The following is a 25,206-nucleotide window of genomic DNA, read 5'->3' as shown; positions in this document are numbered from 1 at the left end:
ATTTTTTATAAATGGTATCAGGTGCGTCGCCCGTGAAATTGTCGATTTAATTTAGGTATTTTTCATGGCTCCACACCCTACGGCAAATTACAATCTACGTCTTTATGCTTTAATATATTCAGCCATTTGTTTTTCTAGGCGATCGATCAATGTATCGACATCCACTGCTGCGAGTTCAAAACAATCAGGAGGTGCGGGGTCAATTTCAAACAAAATTAGCTTGATTTCACCTTCACCGATCGCCAAAATCGCCACCTCTTTCTCGGGTTTGTGAGCGTTGAGCACTCCTAAAATTTCCTGAATGTGACTTTTAACTTGACGGTTTAACTCTTCAACAGCCTCTTTTTTACAGTACACGAAACGCGGCGTTCCGGCAATGTCAATGCCCAAAATATCTTCGCTTTCCTCTCCCCTTTCCTGAAACAACCCCCAAGCTAAAGCCGCCAATTCTTGTTTGTTGGCTGCTACAAATTTATCTAACTTGCGGCGCCAGTTATTTTGATTTTTTTGTTCTGAATCAGGGCCACCAAATAAAAACATTTTCTCTCCTTGTAGAAACTAATATTTTTCAGTCATTAGTCATGGGGGATCGGGCATGGGGCATGGGGCATGGGGCATCTTGCCCGCTCGCGAAGTCGAAGGGTGGGCATTGGGCATTGGGTATTAGTTAGGTATAAAATCACCAATTACCAATTATCAATTACCAATTATCAATTACCAATTATCAATTCCGAATTCTCAATTCCCAATTCCGAATTCCCAATTCCGAATTCCCAATTCCTAATTCCCTTTTTGGCCCGATGCCCGATGCTCGATGCCCGATGCCCGATGCCCCATCCCCCATTCCCCATTCCTAAAAAGCACTGCGTTTCTATTTTATACCAGATTGCACTCGCCAGAGCGACGCATAAATTCCATCATGTTCGATCAGTTGTTCGTGCTGCCCCGATTCTACCACTCGCCCTTGTTCCATGACAAAAATACAATCGGCATTGCGGACAGTAGAAAGACGGTGGGCGATCGCAATTGTAGTCCGATTTTTGGTGATTCGTTCGAGCGATCGCTGAATTGCGGCTTCCGTCTCGTTATCCACCGCTGAAGTAGCTTCATCTAGAATTAAAATCGGCGGATTCTTCAACACAGCCCTCGCAATCGCAATCCGCTGCCGCTGTCCCCCCGACAATTTTTGACCGCGTTCCCCTACAATAGTTTTGTAACCCTCCGGCAATTGCACGATAAACTCGTGAGCCTCAGCAATTTGAGCAGCATTTACGATGTCTCGATTGCTAGCCTCAAAACTGCCGTAAGCAATATTTTCTGCTACCGTACCGTGAAACAAGAATACATCTTGACTCACCAATCCGATCGCTCTGCGCAAATCTTTTAAATTCAGGGTAGTTAATTCTATACCATCGAGATAAATCTGACCGTACTGTACCTCATACAGCCTCAAAATTAGTTTTACCAGCGTACTTTTCCCCGAACCAGTCACCCCAACAATCGCAGTAGTTTTCCCCGCCGGTAGAGTCAGCGAAAAATACTGTAAAATCGGTTTTCTTTGATTGTAATAAAAGGTAACATTTTTAAATTCTAGCTCACCCTTAATCGAACTAACCGGCAGGCGAATATCGCCCGTGCGAATTGCGATCGGCGTATCCAACAAATTCATCACCCGATTAGTAGAAGCCATGGCGCGCTGGTATCGATCCATAGTATCACCCAGCCGAGTCAGGGGCCACAGCAACCGCTGTGTCAAAAACACCAAAACGCTGTAAGTCCCTACAGACAACCTACCCGCCACCACCTCCAAACCGCCCAGAAATAGCGTTGCAATAAACCCCAAGAAAATTATCACCCGAATCAAAGGAATAAAAGCTGCCGAAAGTGCGATCGCCCGTCGGTTACTTTGGCGGTAAGCTTGGCTTTGGGTTTCGATGCGCCCAGTTTCATAATCTTCGGAAGTAAAACTTTTAATAGTAGTAATTCCCGTCAAATTATTCGACAGTTGCCCGTTGAGAAAACTCACCTTTTCCCGCACATCAGCATACAGTGGAGCGAGACGGTTTTGAAAGGCGAATGAGCCCCAAATAATAAAAGGAATCGGCAGCATTGACAGGATAGCAACAGCAGGAGATGCTGCAAAAAAAGCGGCGCTAATCACAATGACCGTCGTACTTACCTGAATCACTTCATTGGCACCACCATCCAAAAACCTCTCAAGTTGATTGATGTCATCATTGAGAATTGAAATCAAACCGCCGGTGCTGCGTTCTTCAAAATAAGCTAATTCTAATTCTTGTAAATGGCTGTAAGCTTCCAGACGCAAATCGTGTTCGATATCCTGAGCCAAATTGCGCCACAAATAATCATAGGCATATTCAAAAAGAGATTCCAAAGTCCAAACTATCAAACTCAAAAAAGTAATGATTGCGAGTTGCCAAAATACATCTTTTATTCCCCACTTAGCAAGGATAGAATCTTGCTGTTTCACAACCACATCAACGGCAATACCGATTAATGCTGGTGGCGCTAAATCAAAGAATTTATTCAGCAGCGAACAGATACTGGCGAGCCAAGTTTTCAGGCGGTAGCGGCGCCCGTACTTTAGCAGCCGCTTGAGGGGATGGATGGGTTTTGATTGATTTGGTGACAATTGAGAATCGGTCATAGGGCATGGGGCATGGGGCATCGGAAATCGGGCAGAGAATTAAAAATTATAGGACTTATGCACGCTGACCTCAGAAACCGGGTTTCTGCGTATATTTTCGTTACTAAACGCAGAAAATCGTAGAAACCCGGTTTCTAGCCCCCCATGCGTAACCCCTCAATTAGTAGGGTGCGCGCCGAGGCGCACCCTACCCTGATTTAATTTTTAATTCTCAAATGCCCCGTTCCTAGGCTTTAAACGTTAACACTGGCTTCATTTTAGCGACTATCCCCACCATTTGTGCCTCCACCTGAACGTCAATTACTGGTTGAATTGGTTTGTAAGCTGCCGGGGCTTCTTCGATTCTACGTTCTTCCCGCAAGGTAATGCAATCTACGCCGGTTAATCCCAAAGCGGAGTCAGTTTTGTCAGCACCTTGGCGACTGAGATCGAAGCGCGATCGCGCCCGGCCCGCACCGTGAGAAGCCGATCGCAAAAATCGATCGTTCCCCTTACCAACCAGCAAATAAGACGGCGCACCCATCGAACCCGGTACAATTACAGGCTGGCCGGAATGTGCGGGACAAGCGCCTTTGCGCGTTACCCAGCCAGCACCTTCAGCTAAGGTAATATTGTGAGGCAAATCGTAAACTAAAGGAGCTTCGATATCCCCGAAAACTTGCCGCAAACGCAGTCGCAGAAGTTCTGCTAGCAGCAAGCGGTTGATAAAACCGTAATTGGCGGCCGTTGCGGACGCTTGTAGGTAGCTGCTCACAAGTTCGGGATTGGCTTCGACAGACAGCGGAAACAGCCCGGATTCAGGGTATTTTAGGGTTTTCGGCCAGGCGGCGATCGCTCGATCGCGCCACATACCACCGATGTATTTGCCGACATTTCGCGAACCGGAGTGAATCATAAAAGCGATTTGTCCCGATCGCACTCCCCAAGTATAAGCCGTAGCTCGATCGACAACTTCTTCAACCACTTGAATTTCTACAAAATGATTGCCGCCGCCGATGGTAGCCAACCCGCCATCCCTTACTGTGCCGTCATTTGGGACTAATTCTTCGGGAGCCCATTTGACATCGCCATTCATGGAACCATTGAGAAAAGTGCGATCGGCGCACTCAGCAGCCAACTGCTCAAAATCCGAATTAGCTGCGCTACCAATTGCTTTATCCTGCATAGCATCCAGCCATCCGGGTATCCCGTGTTGGAACATCGCGCGGGAGGTTTTTGCAGTCATGCTGACATCGCGAGTACCGAAGAAATAATCGCCTTTCATCAACTCTACAAATCGATCGCGCTGACTGAGAAATTGTGCGATCGACAAATCAGCAACGTGCAAGCGCATCCCGCAGTTAATGTCGGAGCCGACAGCCGCCGGAATCACCATTTTGTCAGTTTGGACGATCGAGCCAATTGCCACTCCCGCATCCCCCGGATGGAAGTCTGGAGTGGCGCAGGCGCGACAAACACAACCACCTTGAGGGTGACGAACATTCGCCAAATTTGCTAACTGTTTGAGAGCCTTTGCTTCCAGCGGAAAACCTTCTGGAAGCAAAACTTCTGCTGTTATGGAACTGGCATCTTGCCAGTTTTCTCCTGTGAAACTGGCATCTTGCCAGTTTTCTTTCAGAGAACTATTGAGACAAATCGAGTAGACTTGATTGTCGTAACTCAGATCAAGACCTTGCCGAGACAAAGCTCGCAAAAGCCTATTCAAGTTTTTTGGCTGCTGCATAAAGAGTCTGTTGCGGGTTGCAGTGCAACCCCCACAAATTGAAGAGATGTTGTAGTTAATCAAAGACTTTGGTTCAGCAGCCGCAATCTTTTGAGAGACAAGTTGAAGGCAACTTTTCTAATTATGTCGATCCTGGCACATTATTTTTGATCTGTCAACTTCCAGCGAGTATCAGAAACCGGGTTTCTGCCTAGATACTTCGCAACCACACAAAAATTTTGTCAGAAACCCGGTTTCTTTTCCCAGCGAGTATCAGAAACCGGGTTTCTGCCTAGATACTTCGCAAACACACAAAAATTATTAGAACTCTTGCAAAAATCCAAAGCACCCCACCCCAACCCTCCCCGAACTCGCGGGGAGGGAGCAAGATTATTCTTGTTTCCCCCCGCGGGAGGGGGGACTTGCGGGGGGTAAATTTGACTTTTGCAAGAGGTCTATTGTCAGAAACCCGGTTTCTTTTCCCAGCGTCTCCTAAATAATTCCAGTTTTCAAAGCTTAAAGATAATATCTCACCGTTGTAACAACCCGACTTCTTTTAGCCCGCAAAGCCGCCTTCAAAAAGAAAGCAGTTTGATTGTGCAGCAGTCCCTCCCACCAATTTTTCGTCACAAAAGCCGGAATAATCAGCGTTAAGAACACTCCCGGCCGCTGTTCTTCAAACAAAATCAAAAAGTGAGTCAAAGCCTCAGTAACAGAACGGTAAGGCGATTCCAGAATTTCCAAAGGAATGTCCGACTGCAAATCTTGCCAAGCTGCTTGCAATTTTGCTCGATCGGTCAAACCAATATCCACATGAACCGCCACAACCTCATCAGCAATTAAACGAGCGTAATCCAGGGCCTCCAAAGTTCCCCGGTGCAACTGCCCGACTAACACCACCGCCGGATGTGTCACCTCCTTAACTTTCGGTCTCCGAAGATAGGATTTAGGTGCTATTCCCTGAATGCTCAAGCGAGCCGCTACATAACGATAGTGCCGGTGAATAGCTAAAAATAGACTGACTACGATCGGAATAGTTACTACCACAACCCAAGCTCCCAAAAGGAATTTGGTAGCGACAATTACAGCCAAAACTCCCGTTGTTGCCACTGCACCAATACCGTTCATCGCAGCACTAGCTTGCCAACCTTTACCTCGCTCTTTAAACCAGTGAATTACCATTCCCGATTGGGAGAGAGTAAAAGAAGTAAAAACCCCAACCGCATACAGCGGAATTACTGCGGTGGTATCGCCTCGGAAGATGATAATTAACAGAGCCGCGCAGAGGCTGAGCAAATTAATGCCATTAGAATAAACTAGGCGATCGCCCAACAGCGACAACTGCCTCGGCAAAAACCCGTCCCGCGCCAGAAAATAACAAAGTCGCGGAAAATCCGCATAACTCGTATTCGCAGCCAACAGCAAAATCAACAGAGTTGCGGCCTGCAAATAGTAATAAAATACACCTACTCCAAAAATATCTTTTCCCAACACAGAAAGCAGCGTTTCGTTTTCTCTAGGAATCACCTGATAAATATGGGCTAAGTAACTAATGCCCAAAAACATCACTCCCAGAATTACTCCCAAATAAGTTAAAGTCAGGCGCGCATTCTTCCATTCAGGAGGCTTAAAAGCTAACACTCCGTCCGATATTGCTTCAACTCCAGTCAGAGCCGTACAGCCCGCCGCAAAGGCGCGCGCGATCAGAAATAATCCCAAAGGTTCCTTAGCTGGAATATTTTCTAATGCAGGCAAAACATGACCTGTTGCCTGTTGGAATAAACCGCAACTAATCAATATAAAAATGCCCACGATAAACGCATAGGTTGGCACCATAAATATCTTGCCAGATTCGCGCAATCCCCTGAGATTGGCAAACATGATCAGGACAATACAAACTAAGCACAAATCAACGGTATAGGGCAGCAATGAAGGAACTGCGGAAGTCAAGGCTGCCACCCCAGCCGAAATACTCACAGTTACGGTGAGGATGTAGTCAATCATCAGCGAAGCTGCTGCGATCAAACCTGGATAAATACCTAGATTTTCTCGCGCCACAATGTAAGCGCCACCGCCGTTTGGGTACGCTTTAATTGTCTGTCGGTAAGACAGCGCTACGATCGCCAACAGTAAAATAATAATTCCCGAAATCGGCAGCGATAAACTCAAACTGCTGCTCCCGGCTAGTAACAGCACCAGCAGAGTTTCTTGAGTAGCGTAGGCCACAGACGAAAGTGCATCGGAAGCAAGAACAGCTAGTCCTGTAGCGTTGCTCAGCCGTTCGTGAACAGATGCGCTGGTAGGGAGAGATTCACCCAGTAAAACCCGCTTGAGTCGAGAATAAGTGTACATTGAAACTCAATATATAGGCGTCCACAAATCATAATCGAGACGGGGACAGTTTTCAGCAATTTTTGGCTCACAAGTTGTAATTTTTTCTAGCTTGTTGAGTCAGCTTCAGCTTGTGTTCGAGAGCTTGCCAATTTTCGGCTTGGATATCGCTGATGAACTCGTCGAGACTGTCGCGGTAAATAGAGAGCGATCGCAATAATTGCTCTCGATTGTACTTGGCCACCATCACTCCCAGCTCGGGGTTGCCACCCCCTACGCGACTCGTGTCCCGAAAACCCGAACTCGCCAAATGCTGGGCTAAATTAACAAGATCTCGATCGCCCTCTCGATCGCACGCAGCAACCAGCGTCGCGCTAGTCATCAGCGGCAAATGAGAAATCCAAGCCACAGCTCGATCGTGCTCCTCAGGCCCACACCGGTAAACCTCAGCACCCAGCAACCGCGCAATTTCCTCAACCTTCTCCACCGCCAGCGGCGGAGTCTGTTCCGTCGGCGTCACCACGTAAGGCCGGCCCACAAACAAATCCCTTACCGCCGCCTCAATCCCGCTTTCTGCACTCCCCGCCATCGGGTGTCCCCCGACAAAATTCGGCCACAGATCGGACACAGCTTGTACTATGGGTGTTTTTACCGAGCCCACATCCGTTACGATAGTATCAGGGGAAAGATGGGGGAGCAATTTTTGGACGATCGGCTCGATCGCTCCTAAGGGCGTGCAAATAAAAACCAAATCCGCTGCTGCCATCAGAGACAGGTGTATGCTAGCTTCAGAGACAACACCCGTTTCTTGCGCGCGATCGCAAGTTTGCTGCCGGCTCGAAACCCCAAAAACATCAAACCCGCGCGATCGTAAATCCAGGGCGATCGAGCCACCAATTAAACCAAGTCCTACAATACCGATATTCATTAGCAATAAAATGGGGATATTTGATACGGTGCCGCCCCCATGACAGTCGAGGAACTCCTGAAAAAATATGCCGCCGGAGAAAGAAACTTTGCCGGAATCAACCTGACTGAGGCCAACCTCAGCGGCGTCTACTTGAGCGGAGCCAACCTGACAGGTGCGAATCTGAGTGTAGCAAACCTGAGCGGAGCTAACCTCAGCAAAACCAACCTCACCGGTGCCAAACTCAACATCGCCAGACTCAGCGGCGCCCATCTCGGCGGCGCCAACCTCACCGACGCCGACCTCAACGTCGCGTACCTAGTGCGAGTTGACCTCAAAAAAGCCATACTCACAGGAGCTAAACTGATCAGAGCCGAGCTAATTAGAGCCGAACTCACTCAAGCCAACCTCACTCAAGCCAACCTCAGCGGCGCCACTCTCACCGAAGCCACCCTCCGAGGAGCCAACCTCGCTCAAGCCAACCTTCGAGGCGCTCACCTCAGCGGCGCGTGCTTGACAGAAGCCAACCTCGAACAAGCCAACCTGCAAGGCGCCGACCTCAGCCGAGCCGACCTCAGCGGTGCCGACTTGCGAGGGACAGAACTGCGACAAGCCAACCTCACTCAAGCCATACTCAGCGGCGCCGACCTCAGCGGCGTCAACTTGCGGTGGGCCATCCTCAGCGGCTGCAACCTGCGCTGGGCAGATCTCAGCGAAGCCAAATTGAGCGGCGCCGACCTCAGCCGAGCCGACCTCTGCCACGCCAACTTGCTCAATGCCAGTTTAGTTCACGCCGACCTGTCAAATGCCTATTTGATCCGTGCCGACTGGATTGGAGCCGACTTAACCGGAGCCACCTTAACCGGAGCCAAACTCCACGCAGTTTCGCGCCTCGGCATCAAAACCGAAGGTATGACCTGCAAGTGGGTTGACCTGAGCCCCAACGGCGACCACAGCCAAATTTACTGGTTGAACTCTGGAGGAACCCACGAATTTTTTCACGAAACCTTGCCCACAGTTCGGATTGTGATAGACTCGCCCTTAGACCAAGGCGCTCATTTTGCCCTAGCTGCAACTTATTACCAAATTGCCCAACAATACCCGAGTTTAAGTCAGCCACCCACAATCGAAGTCAGCTCCAGGCGCACCGTACTCGCTTTTAAAATGGACAGCGACGATAAATTATTTGCGACCGCTTACGTTGCCATCATTCCTTTTAACGACGCCGCCACAACTCAAAAAAATCTGATAGCTTTGATGAAAATGATTCAATCCCACGATGCAGGCAAACTGAACGTCAAAGAATCCAAACACGTCCAGTTATGCAGCAAAGCTCTCAACCAAGCTATCAGCAAAGTAGACCAAATCAAAATTTCAAGTTCTTTTCCAAAAATCGGGGAAAGCATCAATTTTTTTCAAATTCCTACACAGATGATCTTAATTAATTCCCGCGACCAAAGACTCAGCGTATATCACCATCCAGCCTTCGGCAAGCGCCTGATTAAAAAATACGATCCCAACAACTCCAGCGCAGGCAAGTTAGCTGAGGGCACAAAATTGGGTCAAGCTAATATCACGAGCATTTTGGATTTTATAAAAGGCTTCCATAATATAGATGTCTAGGCATATTGCATCAAGTTACAAAAAATGCTTATTCTATTTTAAAGGTTGGCATAACAAAGCTTTGTTCTAGCTAACACATCAGGAAAAGTGAAAAGCATGGACGCGGAAGAACTCATCGCCAAATATGCAGCAGGAGAAAGAGACTTTACTGCCATCCTCCTGTGCGAGGCCAATCTCAGCAGGATCGATCTGGCCGGGGCTAATTTCAGTGAGGCAATCTTGAGCCTCACCAACATGAGCGGCACCAATCTGTCAAACGCCAACATGAGAAAAGCTAAACTCAATGTTGCTAGACTCAGCGGTGCCAATCTCAACAAAGCCAACCTCAACGGCGCTATCCTCAACGTGGCTAACTTGATTCGGGCCGACCTCAGCGAAGCCCAACTCGTCGAAGCTACACTGATCAGAGCGGAACTGATCAGAGCCGACCTCAGCGGTGCCAACTTGAGCGGTGCAAACCTCAGCGAAGCAGATTTGAGAGAAGCAACCCTCAGAGAAGCCAATCTAGAGCAAGCCGACCTCAGCGGGGCTCACCTCAGAGGCGCTTGTCTGACAGCGGCCAACTTGGAACGGGTCAACTTGCACAGAGCCGACCTCAGCAGGGCAGACTTGCGAGGAGTAAACCTCTGCAATGCCGAACTCAGACAAGCTAATCTGTCTCAAGCCAACCTCAGCGGCGCTGACTTGCGAGGCGCTAATCTCCGGTGGGCCGACCTCAGCGGGGCGAACCTGACGGGTGCTGACCTCGATGAGGCGAGATTGAGCGGGGCTAACTTGTACGGGGCAAATTTGAGCAATGTCAACCTGTTGAACGCTACTCTGGTACACGCGGATTTGACTCAAGCGAATTTGATTCACGCTGATTGGGTGGGCGCAGATTTGACGGGGGCGGCCCTGACTGGGGCAAAAATTTACGCGGTGTCCAGGTTTAATCTGAAAGCCGATGATATAACCTGCGATTGGGTGGATCTGAGCCCTAACGGCGATCGCAGCCACATCCAGCGCTTTACCCCAGAAGAATCTCAACGGTTTTTTAATGCTACACCGCCGACAGTGCAAATTATTGTCGATCGACCGCTCGACCCCGACGCTAACTTTGTCCTCGCAGCTACCTACCGCCAAATTGCCAGTCAATACTCGGGTTTGAGCAATCCTCCCAGCATAGAAGTTAATTCGCGGCGCACAATCATATCATTTAGAATAGATCAGGACGAGCAACTATTTCCCACAGCTTTCGTGGCCATTATTCCCTTTAGCGACGCGGCATTTACTCAAAAAAATCTCATTACTCTGATCAAGATGATTCAACCCCAAAACGGCAATAACCTAGGCGTCAGAGTCTCAAATCTGGTAGTGCAATTGAACGTCGCCCTGACCAAAACAATTAGAAAAATAGGGGAAATGAAAATACAGCCGATTCGCCTCGATCGCGAACCGATGTCGAGTTTTTTCCAATCGCCTACCCAAACTGTACTGGCTAACTCCAGTGCCGAAAGTTTGATGGTTCACTATCACCCAGACTTTGGCAGAAACTTGACAAATTTGCCGGGAGTCAACAAAACCTCGATCAGTCCTGCAATTAAAGCCCAAAGATTCACAACCCCGCCACTAAATACGGTGGTTGAGTTTGTCAAGAGCTTTTATCAGCTCGGTGAGTAAATAATATAAATTAATTTAATATTTATTATATTTATGCCCGATAAAAGTTAGTCCATCGCCCTTTAAGTCAGGTAAAAACAATGGAAGCTGAAGAACTTCTCAAACGATTTGAACTCGTCAAAAGATACACAGAAGGCGACAGAGATTTCACAGGAATCAACCTGAATGAAGCTAATCTCAGCCGCATCAACCTCAGCCAATCAATTTTAAGGCAGGCTAGCTTATTTGTCACCAACATCAGCGGCGCTAACTTGAGCGAAGCTGACTTGAGCGAAGCTAACCTGAATGTGGCTAGACTCAGCAGCACCAATCTCTCGCGAGCAATTTTAAACGGGGCTAGTCTCAACGTAGCAAACTTAGTAAGAGCCGATTTAACCGCAGCTCAATTAATCGGAGCATCGCTGATTAGAGGCGAATTAGTCCGCTGCGAACTCAGCAAAACTAACTTCAGCGGCGCTAACATGACTGAAGCAGATTTAAGAGAGGTAAAACTGACGCAAGCTAACCTGTCACGTGCTAATCTTTCCGGTGCAAATCTCAGAGGTGCTTCGGCTTCATCAGCTAACTTTCAAGACGCTAACTTGCACGGCGCGGATTTGATGAAAGCTGAACTTAACGGCGTCAATTTGAGCAATGCCGATCTGAGACAAGCTTCTTTGCAGGAAGTGAATCTCAGCGGTGCTGATTTGAGCGGAGCTAACCTCAAATGGGCAGATTTGAGCGGAGCTAACCTCAACGGCGCCGATCTGAGCGATACTAAATTGAGCGGAGCTAACCTCAGCGGAGCAGATTTAAGAAATGCTAATTTAGCAAATGCTAGTTTGGTTCACGCCGATCTGACAGAAACCAATTTGATTAACGCAGATTGGGTGGGCGCAGATTTGACCGGGGCAACTTTAACTGGGGCAAAAATGTATTTGGTTCCCCGGTTTGGCATCATTGCAGATGATATTAATTGCCAGTGGATTGACATCAGCCCCGCAGGCGATCGCAGTCTGGTTCAACAATTTAATTCGCCGTCTGAAGCGAGAAGATTTTTAAATCACACGCCGGGGTTAGTGCGAATTGTGGTTGACGCACTTTTAGATCATTCAGCAAACAGCACTTTAGCAACAGCTTACAGCGAAATAGCTCGGCATTACGGGGCAATGAGCCGTCCTCCCAATATTGAAGTCGGCTACCGCCGGACAACTCTAACTTTTAGGTTTGATAGCGACGAGCATTTATTGCCAGCAGCTTTTTTAGCGATTCTTCCTTTTAATGACGCCTTAGAAACTCAGAAAAATATTGTGGCGCTTGGCAAAAATATCGCTCTTCAAGATTTGGAAGAAAAACGGATAGTGCAGTTGTCTAAAGCATTGAAGGCAGCGATGGATAATTTAAAGAATGTGAAAAAAATGCTGGAAACAGCACTAAATTCCGGTCAGCAAACAAAGTTTTTTCAGTCGCCTACCCAAACTATTTTAATTAGTTCGGGGCTGGAGAGTTTGATTGTGCAGTCTCATCAGAATTTTGGTCGGCGCAGTGGAAATAATCAGGAGAGTAAATTCAGTGTGCCTGTGGGTCAAAAAGTAGTTGATTTTATGGCAAGTTTTGATTATCTTGATTGAGAAATCCCAACTGTGAAATCGATTGATTGAGGTAGAAGTCCATAATTCGCTGCTGAGCTTTTTGCGATCGCACTCCGAGCCGCACTGGCCCCACCATTTAACGATGGCGCGGCTGGTGGCGCGGGCTTTGCGCTTGGGGCGGAGCGCTCTGATCCAAACTGGGCTGCCGGCGGGAGCTTACCGACAGCGGTATCGAGTCAGCTATTTGATGCCGATTTTGATGTGGCCCGAACCGGTGATTTTAGTGGCGCCGACACCGCTGCTGGAACATTTGCAGGAGGTGGAAATTCCGCGATTGCAAGAGTGGCTGCAAACTAAAAAGTCGATCGACATTTATTCCCATAATGCCGCTGGACGAGGATTGATGCTAGCAGATCCGGACACTTGGCTGGCGGCTCGCTTGGCCCGAAATTCGGAACTTCACAGCCATATTCCGACAATTATCGACGGTGTGGATGATTTGGAAGTTTGGACGCGCCAGCAATTGACGGCGGGCTTGGTACCGGCTGATTGGAATGATTTAATGCAATCTCAGTCAATGCTGGCGGATGAAATCAGAGAAGCGCGAGTGTTGCTAACGCGGGCTGTGTTTCAGCATCCAGCTAAGCCTGATGAGTGCTATTTGCTGGAAACCGCAGAGCAAAATATTTTGCAAGGGCTGTTGGAAAGAATCGAGCAAAACCCTGGGATTCCGCCTGCTTGGAGCAATTTTTGGCAGCGGTGGAACACAAACGGGAAACTGCGGTGGGCGCAAATTCATCGCTCTGCTGGGTCATTTTCGCTGTTGAGCGCGCCGGTGCAGGTGGCTGATGTTTTGAGCAAAATTTGGTCTGCTGTGCCTGTGGTGTTGATTGGTGGCGCGGTGGATGTGGAACAGAAGGCTCCGATCTTCCGGCAAATGATGGGATTGCCTGAGTTGACGAGTGTGAAGTTTTCGCCCGATCGACAAAACGAGTTAATTCAACTGTACATTCCCAACTGGCTGCCGCTGCCGAATACGCCGGAATTTCAGGGAGTTTTAATGGAAGAAATTCGGACTTTGCTGTTGATGAGCGCGTCGGTGGCGGGTTTAACTGTGCTGATTGTGGGTGATGTACCGCTGAAGGCTCGAATGGCGGCGATTTTGGCTTCTGAGTTCGGTTCTCGGGTGCAGGTGGAAAAAACCGAGGTGGGGGAGAATGCGATTTTGGTGACTGGATGGGAGTTTTGGCGGGAACATCAGGGGGAGTTGCGGGCGCCTCACTTGCTGGCGATCGCCACTTTGCCGCTACCTTCGTTGGAAAATCCTTTGGTGACGGCGCGTGTGGCTTTTTATAAGGAACAGCGTCGGGATTGGTTTCGGTTGTATTTGTTGCCGGCGGCGCTGAATGAGTTGCAGCGGGCGATCGCGCCGGTGCGTGAGCGTCAGGGGGTGGTGGCGATTTTTGACAGCAGGGTGATTCACCGCAGTTACGGAAAGCAGGTTTTAGCGGCGCTGAGTCCGTTTGCGAGGATTGATTATTTGGATACGACTTGGTTGACGCAGGCTTGAGATGACCTGTTGGCCTATAATTTGGTTGGTTATCCAATTGAAATCTCATTTAGCAAGCAAAGATTATGGGTGAAGCTAAGCGTCGTAAAGAGTCGATCGGCGACGAATTCGGTAAAGAAGAACGCATCCTTCCCTGGCTACCAATCACGAAAACCCAAAGCGACGATTTTCTGAAGTGGACATCTCGCGGAAGCTGGATCGGGATTAGCCTGTTGGTGGGTTGGTGGATTGTGGTGCGGTTTGTTGGCCCCGCGGCGGGTTGGTGGGTGGTTGATTGATGCGATGAGTGCGATCGACTTGGAGGGCGATCGCACATTGTGTAGAGTTTGAACTCCGAAACCAGCGGCTGAATTTTTGGGAAAAATTTAGTTGCAAATCTGGAGTCAGTATGTTATGTTAATTATCTGCGGGCGATTAGCACAGTGGTAGCGCGCTTCCTTCACACGGAAGATGTCACAGGTTCAAATCCTGTATCGCCCATAGTTTCCAAATTAGATATATCAGGAGTTACAGGGATTTAGATCCGGTTCGTGCCTGTATTTTCTATCAATTAAAAGTGGTTCGTAGTGTGGACTTTAGTCCGCAGGATTTTGCGGACTAAAGTCCACACTACGAACTGACCGATCTTTACAGGAGGTTTGCTCGTGACAAATCCCAATCTTCCTCAAAATTTCAACTTAATCGTCCCCGCAGGAACCCAAATTGTCACCAAAATTGAGGTCAAAAACCCCGGCGGCGACCAATCTTGGAAACAGGGCGCAGTAGGTGCGATCGTCAAATCGCCTACAGACAATTCCCACGCCTATTCAGTCAAACTACCAGACGGAACAGAAGTTAGTCTGCGGCGACACGAATTCAGCATTCGCAAGCAGTTTCAAAGCGAAGGATTGCAGTCTGGAGGAGATTTTCTCGCCGAATACAACCTCTATGATTCTGTAATTTATCGCTGCGTTGTTGGTTCGAGAGCCTACGGTTTGGATAACGAGCAATCTGATACAGACAGGCGCGGAATTTACCAGCCGCCGGCCATACTTCATTGGTCGCTTTACGGGATTCCCGAACAATTGGAAAATAAGGAAAATCAAGAATGCTATTGGGAACTGCAAAAGTTTTTGGTTTTGGCGCTCAAAGCTAATCCCAATGTGCTCGAATGTTTGTACACGCCTTTGGTAGAAACTCTTTCTCCTGTAGCAGCCGAATTGCTGGAAATTCGCGAAATCTTTCTGTCGCAATTGGTTTATCAAACTTACAATAGCTACGTTTTGTCACAGTTTAAAAAAATGGAGCAAGACTTGCGGAATACTGGGGAAATTCGCTGGAAGCACGCGATGCACTTGATTCGGTTGCTGCTGTCAGGAATTACGGTGCTTAAAGAGGGGTTTGTGCCGGTGCGGGTGCAGGATTTTCGATCGCAACTTTTGGCTATCCGCAATCAGGAAATCTCCTGGGATGAGGTGAATCGCTGGCGGTTGAGCTTGCACGCAGAGTTCGATCGCGCTTTTGCTGAAACTAAGTTACCGGAACGTCCTAATTACGAGCTGGCTAATCTGTTTTTGATTAAATCGCGTCGGAGGGCGATCGAATAGTTCGTTCGTAGTGCCGTTCGTAGTGCGGACTTCAGTCCGCAACAAATGAGCGGACTGAAGTCCGCACTACGAACCTTAGCGATCGATTTGACGTGATAATATAACATAGAAAATTATGGTAGAATATATCTCCGAATTAGTCAAGATTGTGTCCGAGCGACCTTATCCGCTGTTGTTTGCAACTGTCAGCGGCTCGCACTTATACGGCTTTCCTTCCGCAGATTCTGACTTCGACTTGCGGGGAGTTCATATCTTACCGCTACCGAAAGTTATTGGACTGATTTCGGGAGATGAAACCATCGAAGTTTCGGAAGTTCGGGAGAAGATGGAACTCGATTTAGTCACTCACGATATTAAGAAGTTTCTGGAGTTGCTGTTGAAGCGCAACGGCTACGTGTTGGAACAATTGTATTCGCCACTCGTAGTTTATACTACCGAGGCACATGAAGAGTTAAAGCATCTCGCCTCGAACTGCATTACCAAGCACCACAGCCACCACTATCTGGGTTTTGCTCAAACTCAATGGCGGTTGTTTGAGAAACAAAGCCCGCGTCGGGTGAAGCCGTTGCTGTACGTTTACCGCGTGTTGCTGGCGGGGATTCATTTAATGCAAACGGGGGAAGTTGAGGCGAATTTGGTTACACTTAATGAGAAGTTCCAGTTGCCCTATATTCCCGATTTGATTGCTCGCAAGCTGGCTGGGGCGGAAAAGTCTGTCCTGGAGGATGCAGATATTGGATTTTATCACCAGGAGCGCGATCGGCTCATTAATGTATTAGAAGAGGCAAGTTTTAGCAGTCATTTACCGTCAAATCCTAATGCAAAGGTTGCTCTCAATGATTTTCTGGTAAAGGTGAGGATGGCTTCTTTGAATTAAGCTATTTTATGGTGTAATTTGCAGGCGGCGGACGGGGGGCCCGCCCATCCCACAAAAGTTTGGGAAGGTTTAATATCGGCTTCTGGAGACGATTTTCTCTAATTTCTCACATCCGGCGGCTGACAAACCAAAATCTCTAATTTCCCCTTGGAGATTTGAAAAACTGCCAAATCCACCTAGATAACCGTTGATTCTTGCTGCTACAGTGGAGTCGAGCAACTGAGTTTTATCGAATTCTTTCATCAGTTCCGGTTCCTGACGTAAATAATATTTCTGATGATAATCCTCCGCTAAATAGAACTCTGTCAAAGGCTGAATTAATGTATAAATCTCGCCACCATGAGCTTGTTCGCGATCGAGTTTTAGCTCAACACATTGTTTTTGTGATTCACTGCGATAGAAAACTGCATCCATGTATTGGCGAGACCAACTAGGTGATTGGCGGGGATTGTGACTTTTCCAGAAAATATCTAGTAGTTCTGAATAGGAAATCTGCGATCGATCGAAATCTATTTCGACGGATTCAATATGATTGCCAATGTTATGATAAGTCGGATTTTCTGTAGTGCCGCCCGCGTAACCCACGCGAGTTCGCACGACTCCTTGCATAACTCCAAACTGCGCGTCGGGAGACCAAAAACAACCGAGTCCAAAAGTAGCAGTTTCTATTGTTTCTGGTAATTTCGTGTTCATTGGTGGCGGGTTTTGTGAAGAAGATTTTTTTTTAACCGCAGAGGGCGCAGAGGGCACAGAGAAAGAGAAAAGAGAGAGAAGTTGCTGTTTACAAATCAATTAGAGTCGTTCTCGTACCTGCGCGGCGTGTAAACCCAAATATCTCCATATTTGCGCGGAATAATCCGAGTTTGACTGGAACCGACAATTACTAAAGTTCTCATGTCGGCGTCTTCCGGTTGGAATGCGCCAAGAGTACAAACGCGCACGGATTGGCCCGGGCGGCCGAGATTTCGCCCCAATACAACGGGGGTTTTAGCATCGCGAGTTTCCAACAAAATCTCGATCGCCCTTTTCAATTGCCAAACCCGCTGTTTCGAGATTGGATTGTAGAATGCCATAACTAAATCCGCCTTTGCAGCCGCCGAAATCCGCTGTTCTATGACCTCCCAAGGCTTGAGAATATCCGAAAGCGAAATCGCACAAAAATCGTGTCCGAGGGGCGCTCCGATCGCAGCAGCGGCCGCCTGCATGGCAGAAATACCCGGTGCTACCCGGATGTCGATGCCTTCCCATTCCGGTTTAGCGTCAAAGTCGATCGCCTCAAACACCGCCGCAGCCATCGCAAAAATACCCGGATCTCCCGACGAAACCACGGCGACGGATTTACCGGATGCTGCTAAATCTAAAGCAAAACGCGCGCGATCGAGTTCTTCGCGGTTGTCGGAATCGTGCCTGTTTTGTCCTTCTCTCCGTGTTCCGGCTAAGTCGAGATAGAACTTGTAACCCACCCAATCGGTAGCTTCGCGCAGAATTTCCTTGACTTCCGGGGACATCCAAGCCGCGCCTCCGGGCCCCGTACCGACGATCGCCAGTTTGCCGCGACTAATGCCGATCGCACTTGGATCGATCGGTTCGGTAGCAAGTGCGATCGCGCAACTGAATGCGTCTGTGCGATCGTACCCGATTAACTGACTGTTTGCACCCGCTGCTGTCAGGGCAATTTGGGCGGCCGTGACTTCAAAACTGGAATTATATTGTATTAATTTAACTAAGTCGAATTCCACTAATTCGGAGAGATTCAAAAAACGCACGGGAACTTTAAAATATTGGCTAATTGCTTCTAAAGTGGGATTTCCCATGTCATGTTTTAACGCAAAAAATCCCGCAACGGAAGCTGCTGCTAAATCTGCATTTTTTAAGACTTGCTGCACGAAGGAAATTGCTATTTCCGGCTCAATATCTGATAGTTGCGTGAGTGCAAATGTGGCTGTTTGCGGGTGGTAAACTAAACAGTCGGGCGTCGGTGCAATTGCTTTTGAGGTGACGCGGATGGTTAATTGGGCTTCGGGGGCGATCCTCTCCGAGGGCTGCGCTAACGGCAAATTGCTCTCGGAAAGCCAGCTTGCAGCCCCTTCTAGGCGTACTTTCGCCCCGGCGAGCAAATTTGAAATAAAAATCTTCGCGTCCTCTGGATTCGCCAGATAATAGCCTTGGGGAGGACTCAGCAGGGCGGTACGAAACCGAATATCTCCGGTGGTGGTAATTGCGGGCTGTACGCCGAGGGCTGTTGCAATTTCTCTCGCCAAGTCGTTGACGCCGTGCAAACCTCCCAGTAGCGGTACTACGGCGCTTCCGTCTTCGGCGACGGCTAAGACTGGGGGCTCGGCGCGTTTGTCTGACAGCAGCGGGGCGAGGGTGCGGATGATGATTCCGGCGGCGCAGATGGCGATGATTGGGGTTTCTGTGGCGAATAGTTCGCGCAGGGTTTCGCCGAAGTTGCTAAAGTTGATGTCTGTGTGGGATGTGCGATCGACTAAACCGTAAATCTGGGAACCTGGGAAGACTGCGGAGATGGTTTGGGCGATCGGCAGGCTGTTTTGACCTAAGATAATTATTGCAGGAGAAAGTCGAACCATTTTAGATTTTAGATTTTAGATTTTAGATTTCATGAGAGTTGCGACGGAAATTAGGAATTAGGAATTGATAATTGTAAATTGATAATGTAGGGGCGGGTTCGCCAACAATAATTGCCTAAAACCAACAATCTCGTAAACCCGCCCCCACCTCACGACAAATCTCAATCTACCTTTTTCAAAATATAAGGTACAGGTTCGCCAAGGTCTCCAATACACACCAAAAATATCCTAAACCCGCCCCGCGCCCACGGAGAATGCTAATATATAATATCACCTAATTAAAACAGGCTACAATCAATAAATATTTCGAGGTTGGGTTGTGAAACGAATTGTCTTAATTGCAGGGTTTGAATCTTTCAATGCCGATTTGTACCGCCAAGCCGCCCAGTTGGCTGTTTCCGGGTGTCAGGGATTGTCGGTGAGCGTTTTTAGCGATCGCGCCCTTGCAGATGAGCCTGACGCTGTAGCCGCCGCCCTCTCGAATGCTGATGTGTTTTTCGGGAGTTTGCTGTTTGATTACGATGCGGTGATGTGGCTGAGGGAAAGGGTGCAACATATTCCCATTCGTTTGGTTTTTGAGTCCGCTTTGGAATTGATGAGTCTTACTCAAATCGGCGCTTTTAAAATTGGCGACAAGCCGAAAGGTATGCCGAAGCCGGTTAAGTTTATTCTGGATAAGTTCAGCAACGGGCGAGAAGAAGATAAGCTGGCTGGTTACATTAGTTTTTTGAAGGTTGGGCCGAAGTTATTAAAATATGTGCCAGTGCAAAAAGTCCAAGATTTACGCAATTGGCTGATTATTTACGGTTACTGGAATGCGGGCGGCACGGATAATGTTGTCTCGATGTTTTGGATTATTGCTCAAAAGTATTTGGGGCTGAAGGTGGCAGAGATTCCGCCGCCTGTGGAAACTCCTAATATGGGTTTGTTGCATCCCGATTATCACGGTTATTTTGAATCGCCTCAGCAATATTTGAATTGGTATCTGAGCAATCAAATTGGTGGAAACGGGCAAGATGCCCGTTCCACCCAAAACGGGCAAGATGCCCGTTCCACAAAATTTGACACCCATGGGTGTCAAATTTCAAATGTAGGAAAATTCCCAGTTGTGGGCATTTTGCTTTACCGCAAGCACGTTGTCACCAAACAGCCTTATATTCCTCAATTAATCCGCTATTTTGAAGCTGCGGGAATTGTGCCTTTGCCGATTTTTATCAATGGCGTTGAAGGCCATGTGGCGGTGCGGGATTGGATGACTTCTGCTGCTGAAACTGTGCAGCGAAAACAAGGCAATATTGAAACTCTTTCGCTTTCTCAAGAAGCAGTAGAAGTTGATGCGATTGTTTCTACGATTGGCTTTCCTTTAGTTGGTGGGCCTGCTGGTTCGATGGAAGCGGGGCGTCAGGTGGAAGTTGCTAAAAAGATTTTGGCTGCTAAAAATGTACCTTATTTTGTGTCTGCGCCTCTGTTGATTCAGGATATCCATTCTTGGACTCGTCAGGGGATTGGTGGTTTGCAAAGTGTGGTATTGTATGCTTTGCCGGAGTTGGATGGCGCGATCGACCCCGTGCCTCTGGGCGGTTTGGTGGGTGAGGATATTTACCTGGTTCCCGATCGCGCCAAACGCCTCACCAGTAGAATTAACAATTGGGTGAAACTAGCTAAAACTCCCCCATCTGAAAGAAAAATTGCCATTATTCTCTACGGCTTTCCTCCCGGTTACGGTACGGCGGGTACGGCGGCTTTGTTAAATGTACCGAAATCGCTGCTAAATTTGTTGCGCGAAATGCAAGCGGCGGGGTATGAAGTTGGTGAAATTCCGGGTGATGGTGAAGAGTTGATTCGCATGGTAAAAGAGGCGGATGATGCAACCGCAGATGGGGGCGGATTAACGGGGATGAACGCAGATGGGAGGGGAGGGTTTGGCAATACTGTTAATGTTCAAACTTTGGAGAAGTGGTTGGGGTATTTGTCAGCGAGTCGGATTGAAAAGCAGTGGAAATCTTTAACTGGTACGGGCATTAAAACTAAGGGCGATGAGTTCCAAATCGGCGGCATTCAACTGGGGAATGTGTGGATTGGTTTGCAGCCGCCACTGGGGATTTCGGGCGATCCGATGCGCTTGATGTTCGATCGCGATTTGACGCCTCACCCGCAATACGCCGCTTTCTACAAGTGGCTGCAAAATGACTATCAAGCTGATGCTATCGTTCACTTTGGGATGCACGGGACTGTGGAATGGTTGCCAGGCTCTCCTCTGGGAAATACTGGCTATTCTTGGTCGGATATTTTGTTGGGAAGTTTGCCAAATCTTTATATCTATGCCGCCAACAATCCCTCGGAATCGATGTTAGCAAAACGGCGCGGTTACGGTGTTTTGATTTCTCACAACGTGCCGCCCTACGGCCGTGCTGGCTTGTACAAGGAATTGATAACTTTGCGCGATTTGATTGCGGAATATCGGGAAGATGCGGAAAAGAATTATCTGCTGAAAGAGGCTATTTTTCAAAAGATTTTAGATAGCGGTTTGGAGGCTGATTGTCCGTTTGAGGATGCTCGCAAGTTGGGCATTGCTTTTAGTTTTGAGAATCTGCGAATGTTTAGTGCTGATGCTTTTAACCGCTATTTGGTGAAGCTGTACGAGTATTTGCAGGTGGTGGAATGTCGCTTGTTTTCTTCGGGTTTGCACGTTTTGGGTGAGGCTCCTAATTCTGAGGAAATGGTGTCTTATCTTGCTGCTTATTTTGGTGATCGGTTGTCGGAGGAACGGGTGCGGGAAATTGTTTTTGATGAGAATGAACCGCGAAGGCGCGAAGGGCGCGAAGAGGAAGAAAGAGAAGGTTTTAAGGAGGGGTTGCTAGTTAGGGATTTGTTGTTGCAAACTACTGATGAGTTGACTAATCTTTTGCGGGGTTTGAATGGGGAATATATTTTGCCTGCACCGGGTGGGGATTTGTTGCGGGATGGGGCTGGGGTGTTGCCTACTGGTAGGAATATTCATGCTTTAGATCCTTATCGGATGCCTTCTCCGGCTGCTTTTGAAAGGGGCCGCGAAATTGCTCGCAAAATTCTTGAGAAGCACGTTGAGGAACATGGTAAATATCCTGAGACTGTGGCGGTGATGTTGTGGGGTTTGGATGCTATTAAGACTCGGGGCGAATCTATTGGAATTCTGCTGGAATTGGTGGGTGCGGAACCGCTGAAGGAGGGGACTGGGCGGATTGTTCGCTATGAGTTAAAACCGCTGGCTGATGTCGGGCATCCCCGGATTGATGTGTTGGGAAATCTTTCGGGGATTTTCCGCGATAGTTTTGTGAATATTATTGAGTTGTTGGATGATTTGTTTGTGCGGGCTGCTGATGTTGATGAACCGGAATCGGATAATTTTATTCGCAAACACGCTTTAATTTTGCAGGAAAAAGGCGTGCAGAATTATTCAGCCAGGTTGTTTTCTAATCCGGCTGGAGATTTTGGTTCTTTGGTTAACGACAGGGTTGTTGATGGTAGTTGGGATTCGGGGGATGAGTTGGGGAAAACTTGGGAAAGTCGCAATGTTTTTAGTTACGGGAGAAAGGATAAGGGGGAGGCGAGGCCGGAGGTTTTGACTCAGTTGTTGCAAAAGTGCGATCGCATTATTCAAGAAATAGACTCGGTGGAATACGGTTTGACGGACATTCAAGAGTATTATGCAAATACTGGCGGTTTGAAGAAAGCAGCGGAAAAGCAGCGCGGCAAAAAAGTTAACACGAGTTTTGTGGAAAGTTTTTCTAAGGATACAACTGGGCGCAATTTGGAAGATTTGCTGCGTTTGGAATATCGCACGAAGTTGCTAAATCCTAAGTGGGCTAATGCTATGGCAGCTCAAGGTTCGGGCGGCGCCTATGAAATTTCGCAGCGGATGACGGCGTTAATTGGTTGGGGCGGAACGGCTGATTTTACTGATAGTTGGGTGTACGAACAGGCTGCTGATACCTATGCGTTGGATGCAGAGATGGCGCAGAAGTTGCGAGAGGCAAATCCTGAGGCTTTTCGCAATATTGTAGGCAGAATGTTGGAGGCTAACGGCCGTGGTTTTTGGCAGCCGGATGCAGATAAGTTGCGGCAGTTGCGCGAGTTGTATGAGTTAACTGATGAGAAGATTGAAGGAGTGACTGTGTAGTTTTTTGATTCATGTTTATAAGGTTCGTAGTGAGGACTTTAGTCCTTCTTAATTTTTGCGGACTCGCATTCCTCACTACGAACCCGATCGAGTTGATACCAATGGCAGCGCCGCCCTCTTTTTTCAACTTTGAGACTGCCTCACAAACATCCTAGATAGTGTTTTTCGCTACATTCTGCAAAGCCGTCACCGTCAACAATGGTAGGTAAAACTACAAAGGACAGCTCCGATATCGGCTGGCAAATAACTTATGAAACCTCGAATCATTGTTTGCGGCTTGGGCCAAACGGGATACAAGATTTTTTGTTTGTTGAGACAGCAGGGGGCGATCGCGATCGGCATTAGCGATCGCCCAATTCGCAGCGAAACTTCTGATGTGGTTGTCGGTAATTTGCAAGCAGCTTCTACTTTGTTGGCGGCGGGCATCCAAAAAGCCCACACTTTAGTCATTGCAGGTAATGATGATGCTGTAAATTTGGCAGTTTTGATGCAGGCGAGGATTCTTAATCCTCAAATTCGGATCATTAACCGATTGTTCAATACTAGCTTGGGCGACAGAATTGACCACACTTTGCCGGAACACGCTTCGATGAGCGTTTCGGCTCTGGCGGCTCCGGTTTTTGCTTTTGCTGCTCTCGGAAATCGGGCGATCGGACAGTTGCGTTTGTTCGATCGCACTTGGCCGATTCACGAAGAGTATATCGATGCAGATCATCCCTGGCTCGATCGACAACTCAGCGATTTGTGGAACGATCGATCGCGAATGTTGATTTATTACCTCCCGGCTGCTAACAAAACTGATTTGGTATCGGCGGTGCTGGCGGGCCGGCAGTGTCAAAAGGGCGATCGGCTAATTGTGGCCACTCAGCCGACTATCCGCAGCCCCCAAAAAACTTTAATTCAAAAATTCCTTAAAATCTTAACTAACCTGCGCCGATTTCAACAGCACAGTCAAGCAGCAGTTATTGTTGTACTGACACTGCTGGCAATGATTGCAGTTGCTACTGTCACCTATATTTGTGTTGAGGATAATATCTCAGTTATCGATTCTCTCTATTTTTCAGTGGGGATGATTACCGGAGCCGGAGGCTATGAAAAAGTTGCAGAACAAGCTCCCGACAGCATTAAATTATTTACAGTTGTGATGATGTTAGTTGGAGCGGGAATCATCGGCATTTGCTACGCGCTGCTCAACGATTATGTATTGGGAACTCGCTTTACCGAATATTGGGATGTGGCGCGAGTTCCGCAGCGCAATCATTACATTATTTGCGGACTGGGCGGCTTGGGAATACAAATTGCTAAAGAACTGCACACTAACGGTTACGATATTGTGGCGATCGAGCAAGATCCGAACAGCCGCTTTCTGAACACGGCTCGCTCAATGCAAATTCCAGTCATTCAGGGAAGTGCCAGTTTGCCCGCAACTCTGGAAGCTGCTAACGTTAAGCAAGCAGCAGCACTTTTGGCAGTTACTAGCAGCGATATGTCCAATCTAGAAATTGCTTTGACTGCTAAAGGATTGGCACCCAAACTGTCGGTGATTGTCCGCAATCAAGACTCACATTTTGCTTTGATGGTGCAGCAAGTTTTTGACTTTGAAGGAGTTTTGAACCCGACGGAATTAGCGGCTCCTGCTTTTGCCGCGGCGGCGATTGGAGGCAGAATTTTGGGTAACGGAATGACTGCTGAGAGTTTGTGGGTTTCCTTGGCAACTTTGATTACACCAAAACATCCTTTCTGCGGCCACCGCATTCAAGATGCTGCTAAGTCTGCTGATTTTGTGCCTCTTTATGTGGAGACTAATTGTCAAACTATTCACGGTTGGGATTTGCTCAATTGTTGTTTGAGTGCGGGGGATGTTTTGTATTTGACTATGCCGGCGAATCGGTTAGATCAATTGTGGAGAACGACTTCGGAATTAATTAAAAGTTAATCGCTTATAGTTGCAATTTATGTCGC

16 protein-coding genes and 1 tRNA gene are annotated in these 25,206 nt (G+C 48.0%); 10 read left to right on the top strand and 7 right to left on the bottom strand.

All coding sequences use genetic code 11. The features are described 5' to 3' along the window. Nucleotides 1–102: 102 nt before the first annotated feature. The 5 genes from ccmS to QUB64_RS27665 form a co-directional block, all read right to left on the bottom strand. Nucleotides 103–540: a beta-carboxysome assembly chaperone CcmS gene (ccmS, locus tag QUB64_RS27685; RefSeq protein ID WP_333272250.1), complete on the bottom strand. Its 438-nt coding sequence runs from the start codon at nt 538–540 to the stop codon at nt 103–105. Between the two features lie 331 nt (nt 541–871). Further along, entirely contained in the window at nt 872–2,668 is a 1,797-nt protein-coding gene (locus tag QUB64_RS27680) for an ABC transporter ATP-binding protein (RefSeq protein WP_333272247.1), read from the bottom strand. 226 nt (nt 2,669–2,894) lie between these two features. Next, a complete protein-coding gene (locus QUB64_RS27675) occupies nt 2,895–4,391 on the bottom strand; it encodes an RtcB family protein (protein ID WP_333272245.1) in 1,497 nt (498 codons plus the stop codon). Between the two features lie 495 nt (nt 4,392–4,886). Next, nucleotides 4,887–6,722 (bottom strand): APC family permease, encoded by a 1,836-nt coding sequence (locus QUB64_RS27670; RefSeq protein ID WP_333272241.1) that lies wholly within the window; start codon nt 6,720–6,722, stop codon nt 4,887–4,889. Nucleotides 6,723–6,789: 67 nt separating this feature from the next. Further along, nucleotides 6,790–7,629, bottom strand: coding sequence for a prephenate/arogenate dehydrogenase (locus QUB64_RS27665; RefSeq protein ID WP_333272238.1), 840 nt, complete (start codon nt 7,627–7,629; stop codon nt 6,790–6,792). Nucleotides 7,630–7,668: 39 nt separating this feature from the next. Between QUB64_RS27665 and QUB64_RS27660 the strand changes: the two genes are divergently transcribed. The 8 genes from QUB64_RS27660 to QUB64_RS27625 all read left to right on the top strand — a co-directional run bounded on the left by QUB64_RS27660 (nt 7,669) and on the right by QUB64_RS27625 (nt 16,494). Continuing rightward, the gene (locus QUB64_RS27660) at nt 7,669–9,231 is read left to right on the top strand and encodes a pentapeptide repeat-containing protein (RefSeq protein ID WP_333272235.1); all 1,563 of its coding nucleotides are present in this window, start codon (nt 7,669–7,671) and stop codon (nt 9,229–9,231) included. A gap of 96 nt (nt 9,232–9,327) precedes the next feature. Further along, nucleotides 9,328–10,890, top strand: a complete 1,563-nt coding sequence (locus tag QUB64_RS27655; protein WP_333272233.1) for a pentapeptide repeat-containing protein — start codon at nt 9,328–9,330, stop codon at nt 10,888–10,890. Between the two features lie 80 nt (nt 10,891–10,970). Continuing rightward, nucleotides 10,971–12,500, top strand: coding sequence for a pentapeptide repeat-containing protein (locus tag QUB64_RS27650; protein ID WP_333272230.1), 1,530 nt, complete (start codon nt 10,971–10,973; stop codon nt 12,498–12,500). Nucleotides 12,501–12,522: 22 nt separating this feature from the next. Continuing rightward, on the top strand, nt 12,523–14,031 hold the full coding sequence (locus tag QUB64_RS27645) for a helicase C-terminal domain-containing protein (RefSeq protein ID WP_333272227.1): 1,509 nt from the start codon (nt 12,523–12,525) through the stop codon (nt 14,029–14,031). Nucleotides 14,032–14,096: 65 nt separating this feature from the next. After that, complete coding sequence (locus QUB64_RS27640) at nt 14,097–14,309, top strand: DUF2839 domain-containing protein (RefSeq protein WP_333272224.1); 213 nt, start codon at nt 14,097–14,099, stop codon at nt 14,307–14,309. Between the two features lie 130 nt (nt 14,310–14,439). Continuing rightward, a tRNA-Val gene (locus tag QUB64_RS27635) sits at nt 14,440–14,511 on the top strand. Nucleotides 14,512–14,675: 164 nt separating this feature from the next. Further along, nucleotides 14,676–15,617 carry a nucleotidyltransferase domain-containing protein gene (locus QUB64_RS27630; protein WP_333272221.1) on the top strand — a complete coding sequence of 314 codons (942 nt, stop codon included), beginning with the start codon at nt 14,676–14,678 and terminating at the stop codon, nt 15,615–15,617. 115 nt (nt 15,618–15,732) lie between these two features. Next, nucleotides 15,733–16,494 (top strand): nucleotidyltransferase domain-containing protein, encoded by a 762-nt coding sequence (locus tag QUB64_RS27625; RefSeq protein WP_333272219.1) that lies wholly within the window; start codon nt 15,733–15,735, stop codon nt 16,492–16,494. Between the two features lie 69 nt (nt 16,495–16,563). Here QUB64_RS27625 and msrA read toward each other — a convergent pair whose 3' ends face one another. Continuing rightward, nucleotides 16,564–17,187 (bottom strand): peptide-methionine (S)-S-oxide reductase MsrA, encoded by a 624-nt coding sequence (msrA, locus tag QUB64_RS27620; RefSeq protein ID WP_333272216.1) that lies wholly within the window; start codon nt 17,185–17,187, stop codon nt 16,564–16,566. A gap of 95 nt (nt 17,188–17,282) precedes the next feature. Next, entirely contained in the window at nt 17,283–19,085 is a 1,803-nt protein-coding gene (gene cobJ / locus QUB64_RS27615; RefSeq protein WP_333272213.1) for a precorrin-3B C(17)-methyltransferase, read from the bottom strand. Nucleotides 19,086–19,404: 319 nt separating this feature from the next. Between cobJ and bchH the strand changes: the two genes are divergently transcribed. Continuing rightward, nucleotides 19,405–23,244, top strand: a complete 3,840-nt coding sequence (gene bchH / locus QUB64_RS27610; RefSeq protein ID WP_333272211.1) for a magnesium chelatase subunit H — start codon at nt 19,405–19,407, stop codon at nt 23,242–23,244. Between the two features lie 250 nt (nt 23,245–23,494). Continuing rightward, nucleotides 23,495–25,180, top strand: a complete 1,686-nt coding sequence (locus QUB64_RS27605; protein ID WP_333272207.1) for a potassium channel family protein — start codon at nt 23,495–23,497, stop codon at nt 25,178–25,180. Nucleotides 25,181–25,206: the final 26 nt, after the last annotated feature.

The organism is Microcoleus sp. Aus8_D2 (genome assembly GCF_036702665.1).
Lineage (GTDB): Bacteria > Cyanobacteriota > Cyanobacteriia > Cyanobacteriales > Microcoleaceae > Microcoleus.
The sequence above is the reverse complement of the archived record's forward strand: the minus strand, read 5'-3'. Positions and strand labels throughout refer to the sequence as shown.

Excerpts from the sequence above, each read along its gene's own strand:
- QUB64_RS27640 (WP_333272224.1), top strand. The coding sequence starts at position 14,097 with ATGGGTGAAGCTAAGCGTCGTAAAGAGTCGATCGGCGACGAATTCGGT.
- QUB64_RS27605 (WP_333272207.1), top strand. The coding sequence starts at position 23,495 with ATGAAACCTCGAATCATTGTTTGCGGCTTGGGCCAAACGGGATACAAG.
- cobJ (WP_333272213.1), bottom strand. The coding sequence starts at position 19,085 with ATGGTTCGACTTTCTCCTGCAATAATTATCTTAGGTCAAAACAGCCTG.
- ccmS (WP_333272250.1), bottom strand. The coding sequence starts at position 540 with ATGTTTTTATTTGGTGGCCCTGATTCAGAACAAAAAAATCAAAATAAC.
- QUB64_RS27670 (WP_333272241.1), bottom strand. The coding sequence starts at position 6,722 with ATGTACACTTATTCTCGACTCAAGCGGGTTTTACTGGGTGAATCTCTC.
- QUB64_RS27665 (WP_333272238.1), bottom strand. The coding sequence starts at position 7,629 with ATGAATATCGGTATTGTAGGACTTGGTTTAATTGGTGGCTCGATCGCC.
- QUB64_RS27675 (WP_333272245.1), bottom strand. The coding sequence starts at position 4,391 with ATGCAGCAGCCAAAAAACTTGAATAGGCTTTTGCGAGCTTTGTCTCGG.
- msrA (WP_333272216.1), bottom strand. The coding sequence starts at position 17,187 with ATGAACACGAAATTACCAGAAACAATAGAAACTGCTACTTTTGGACTC.
- QUB64_RS27660 (WP_333272235.1), top strand. The coding sequence starts at position 7,669 with ATGACAGTCGAGGAACTCCTGAAAAAATATGCCGCCGGAGAAAGAAAC.
- QUB64_RS27655 (WP_333272233.1), top strand. The coding sequence starts at position 9,328 with ATGGACGCGGAAGAACTCATCGCCAAATATGCAGCAGGAGAAAGAGAC.
- QUB64_RS27650 (WP_333272230.1), top strand. The coding sequence starts at position 10,971 with ATGGAAGCTGAAGAACTTCTCAAACGATTTGAACTCGTCAAAAGATAC.
- QUB64_RS27625 (WP_333272219.1), top strand. The coding sequence starts at position 15,733 with ATGGTAGAATATATCTCCGAATTAGTCAAGATTGTGTCCGAGCGACCT.
- QUB64_RS27680 (WP_333272247.1), bottom strand. The coding sequence starts at position 2,668 with ATGACCGATTCTCAATTGTCACCAAATCAATCAAAACCCATCCATCCC.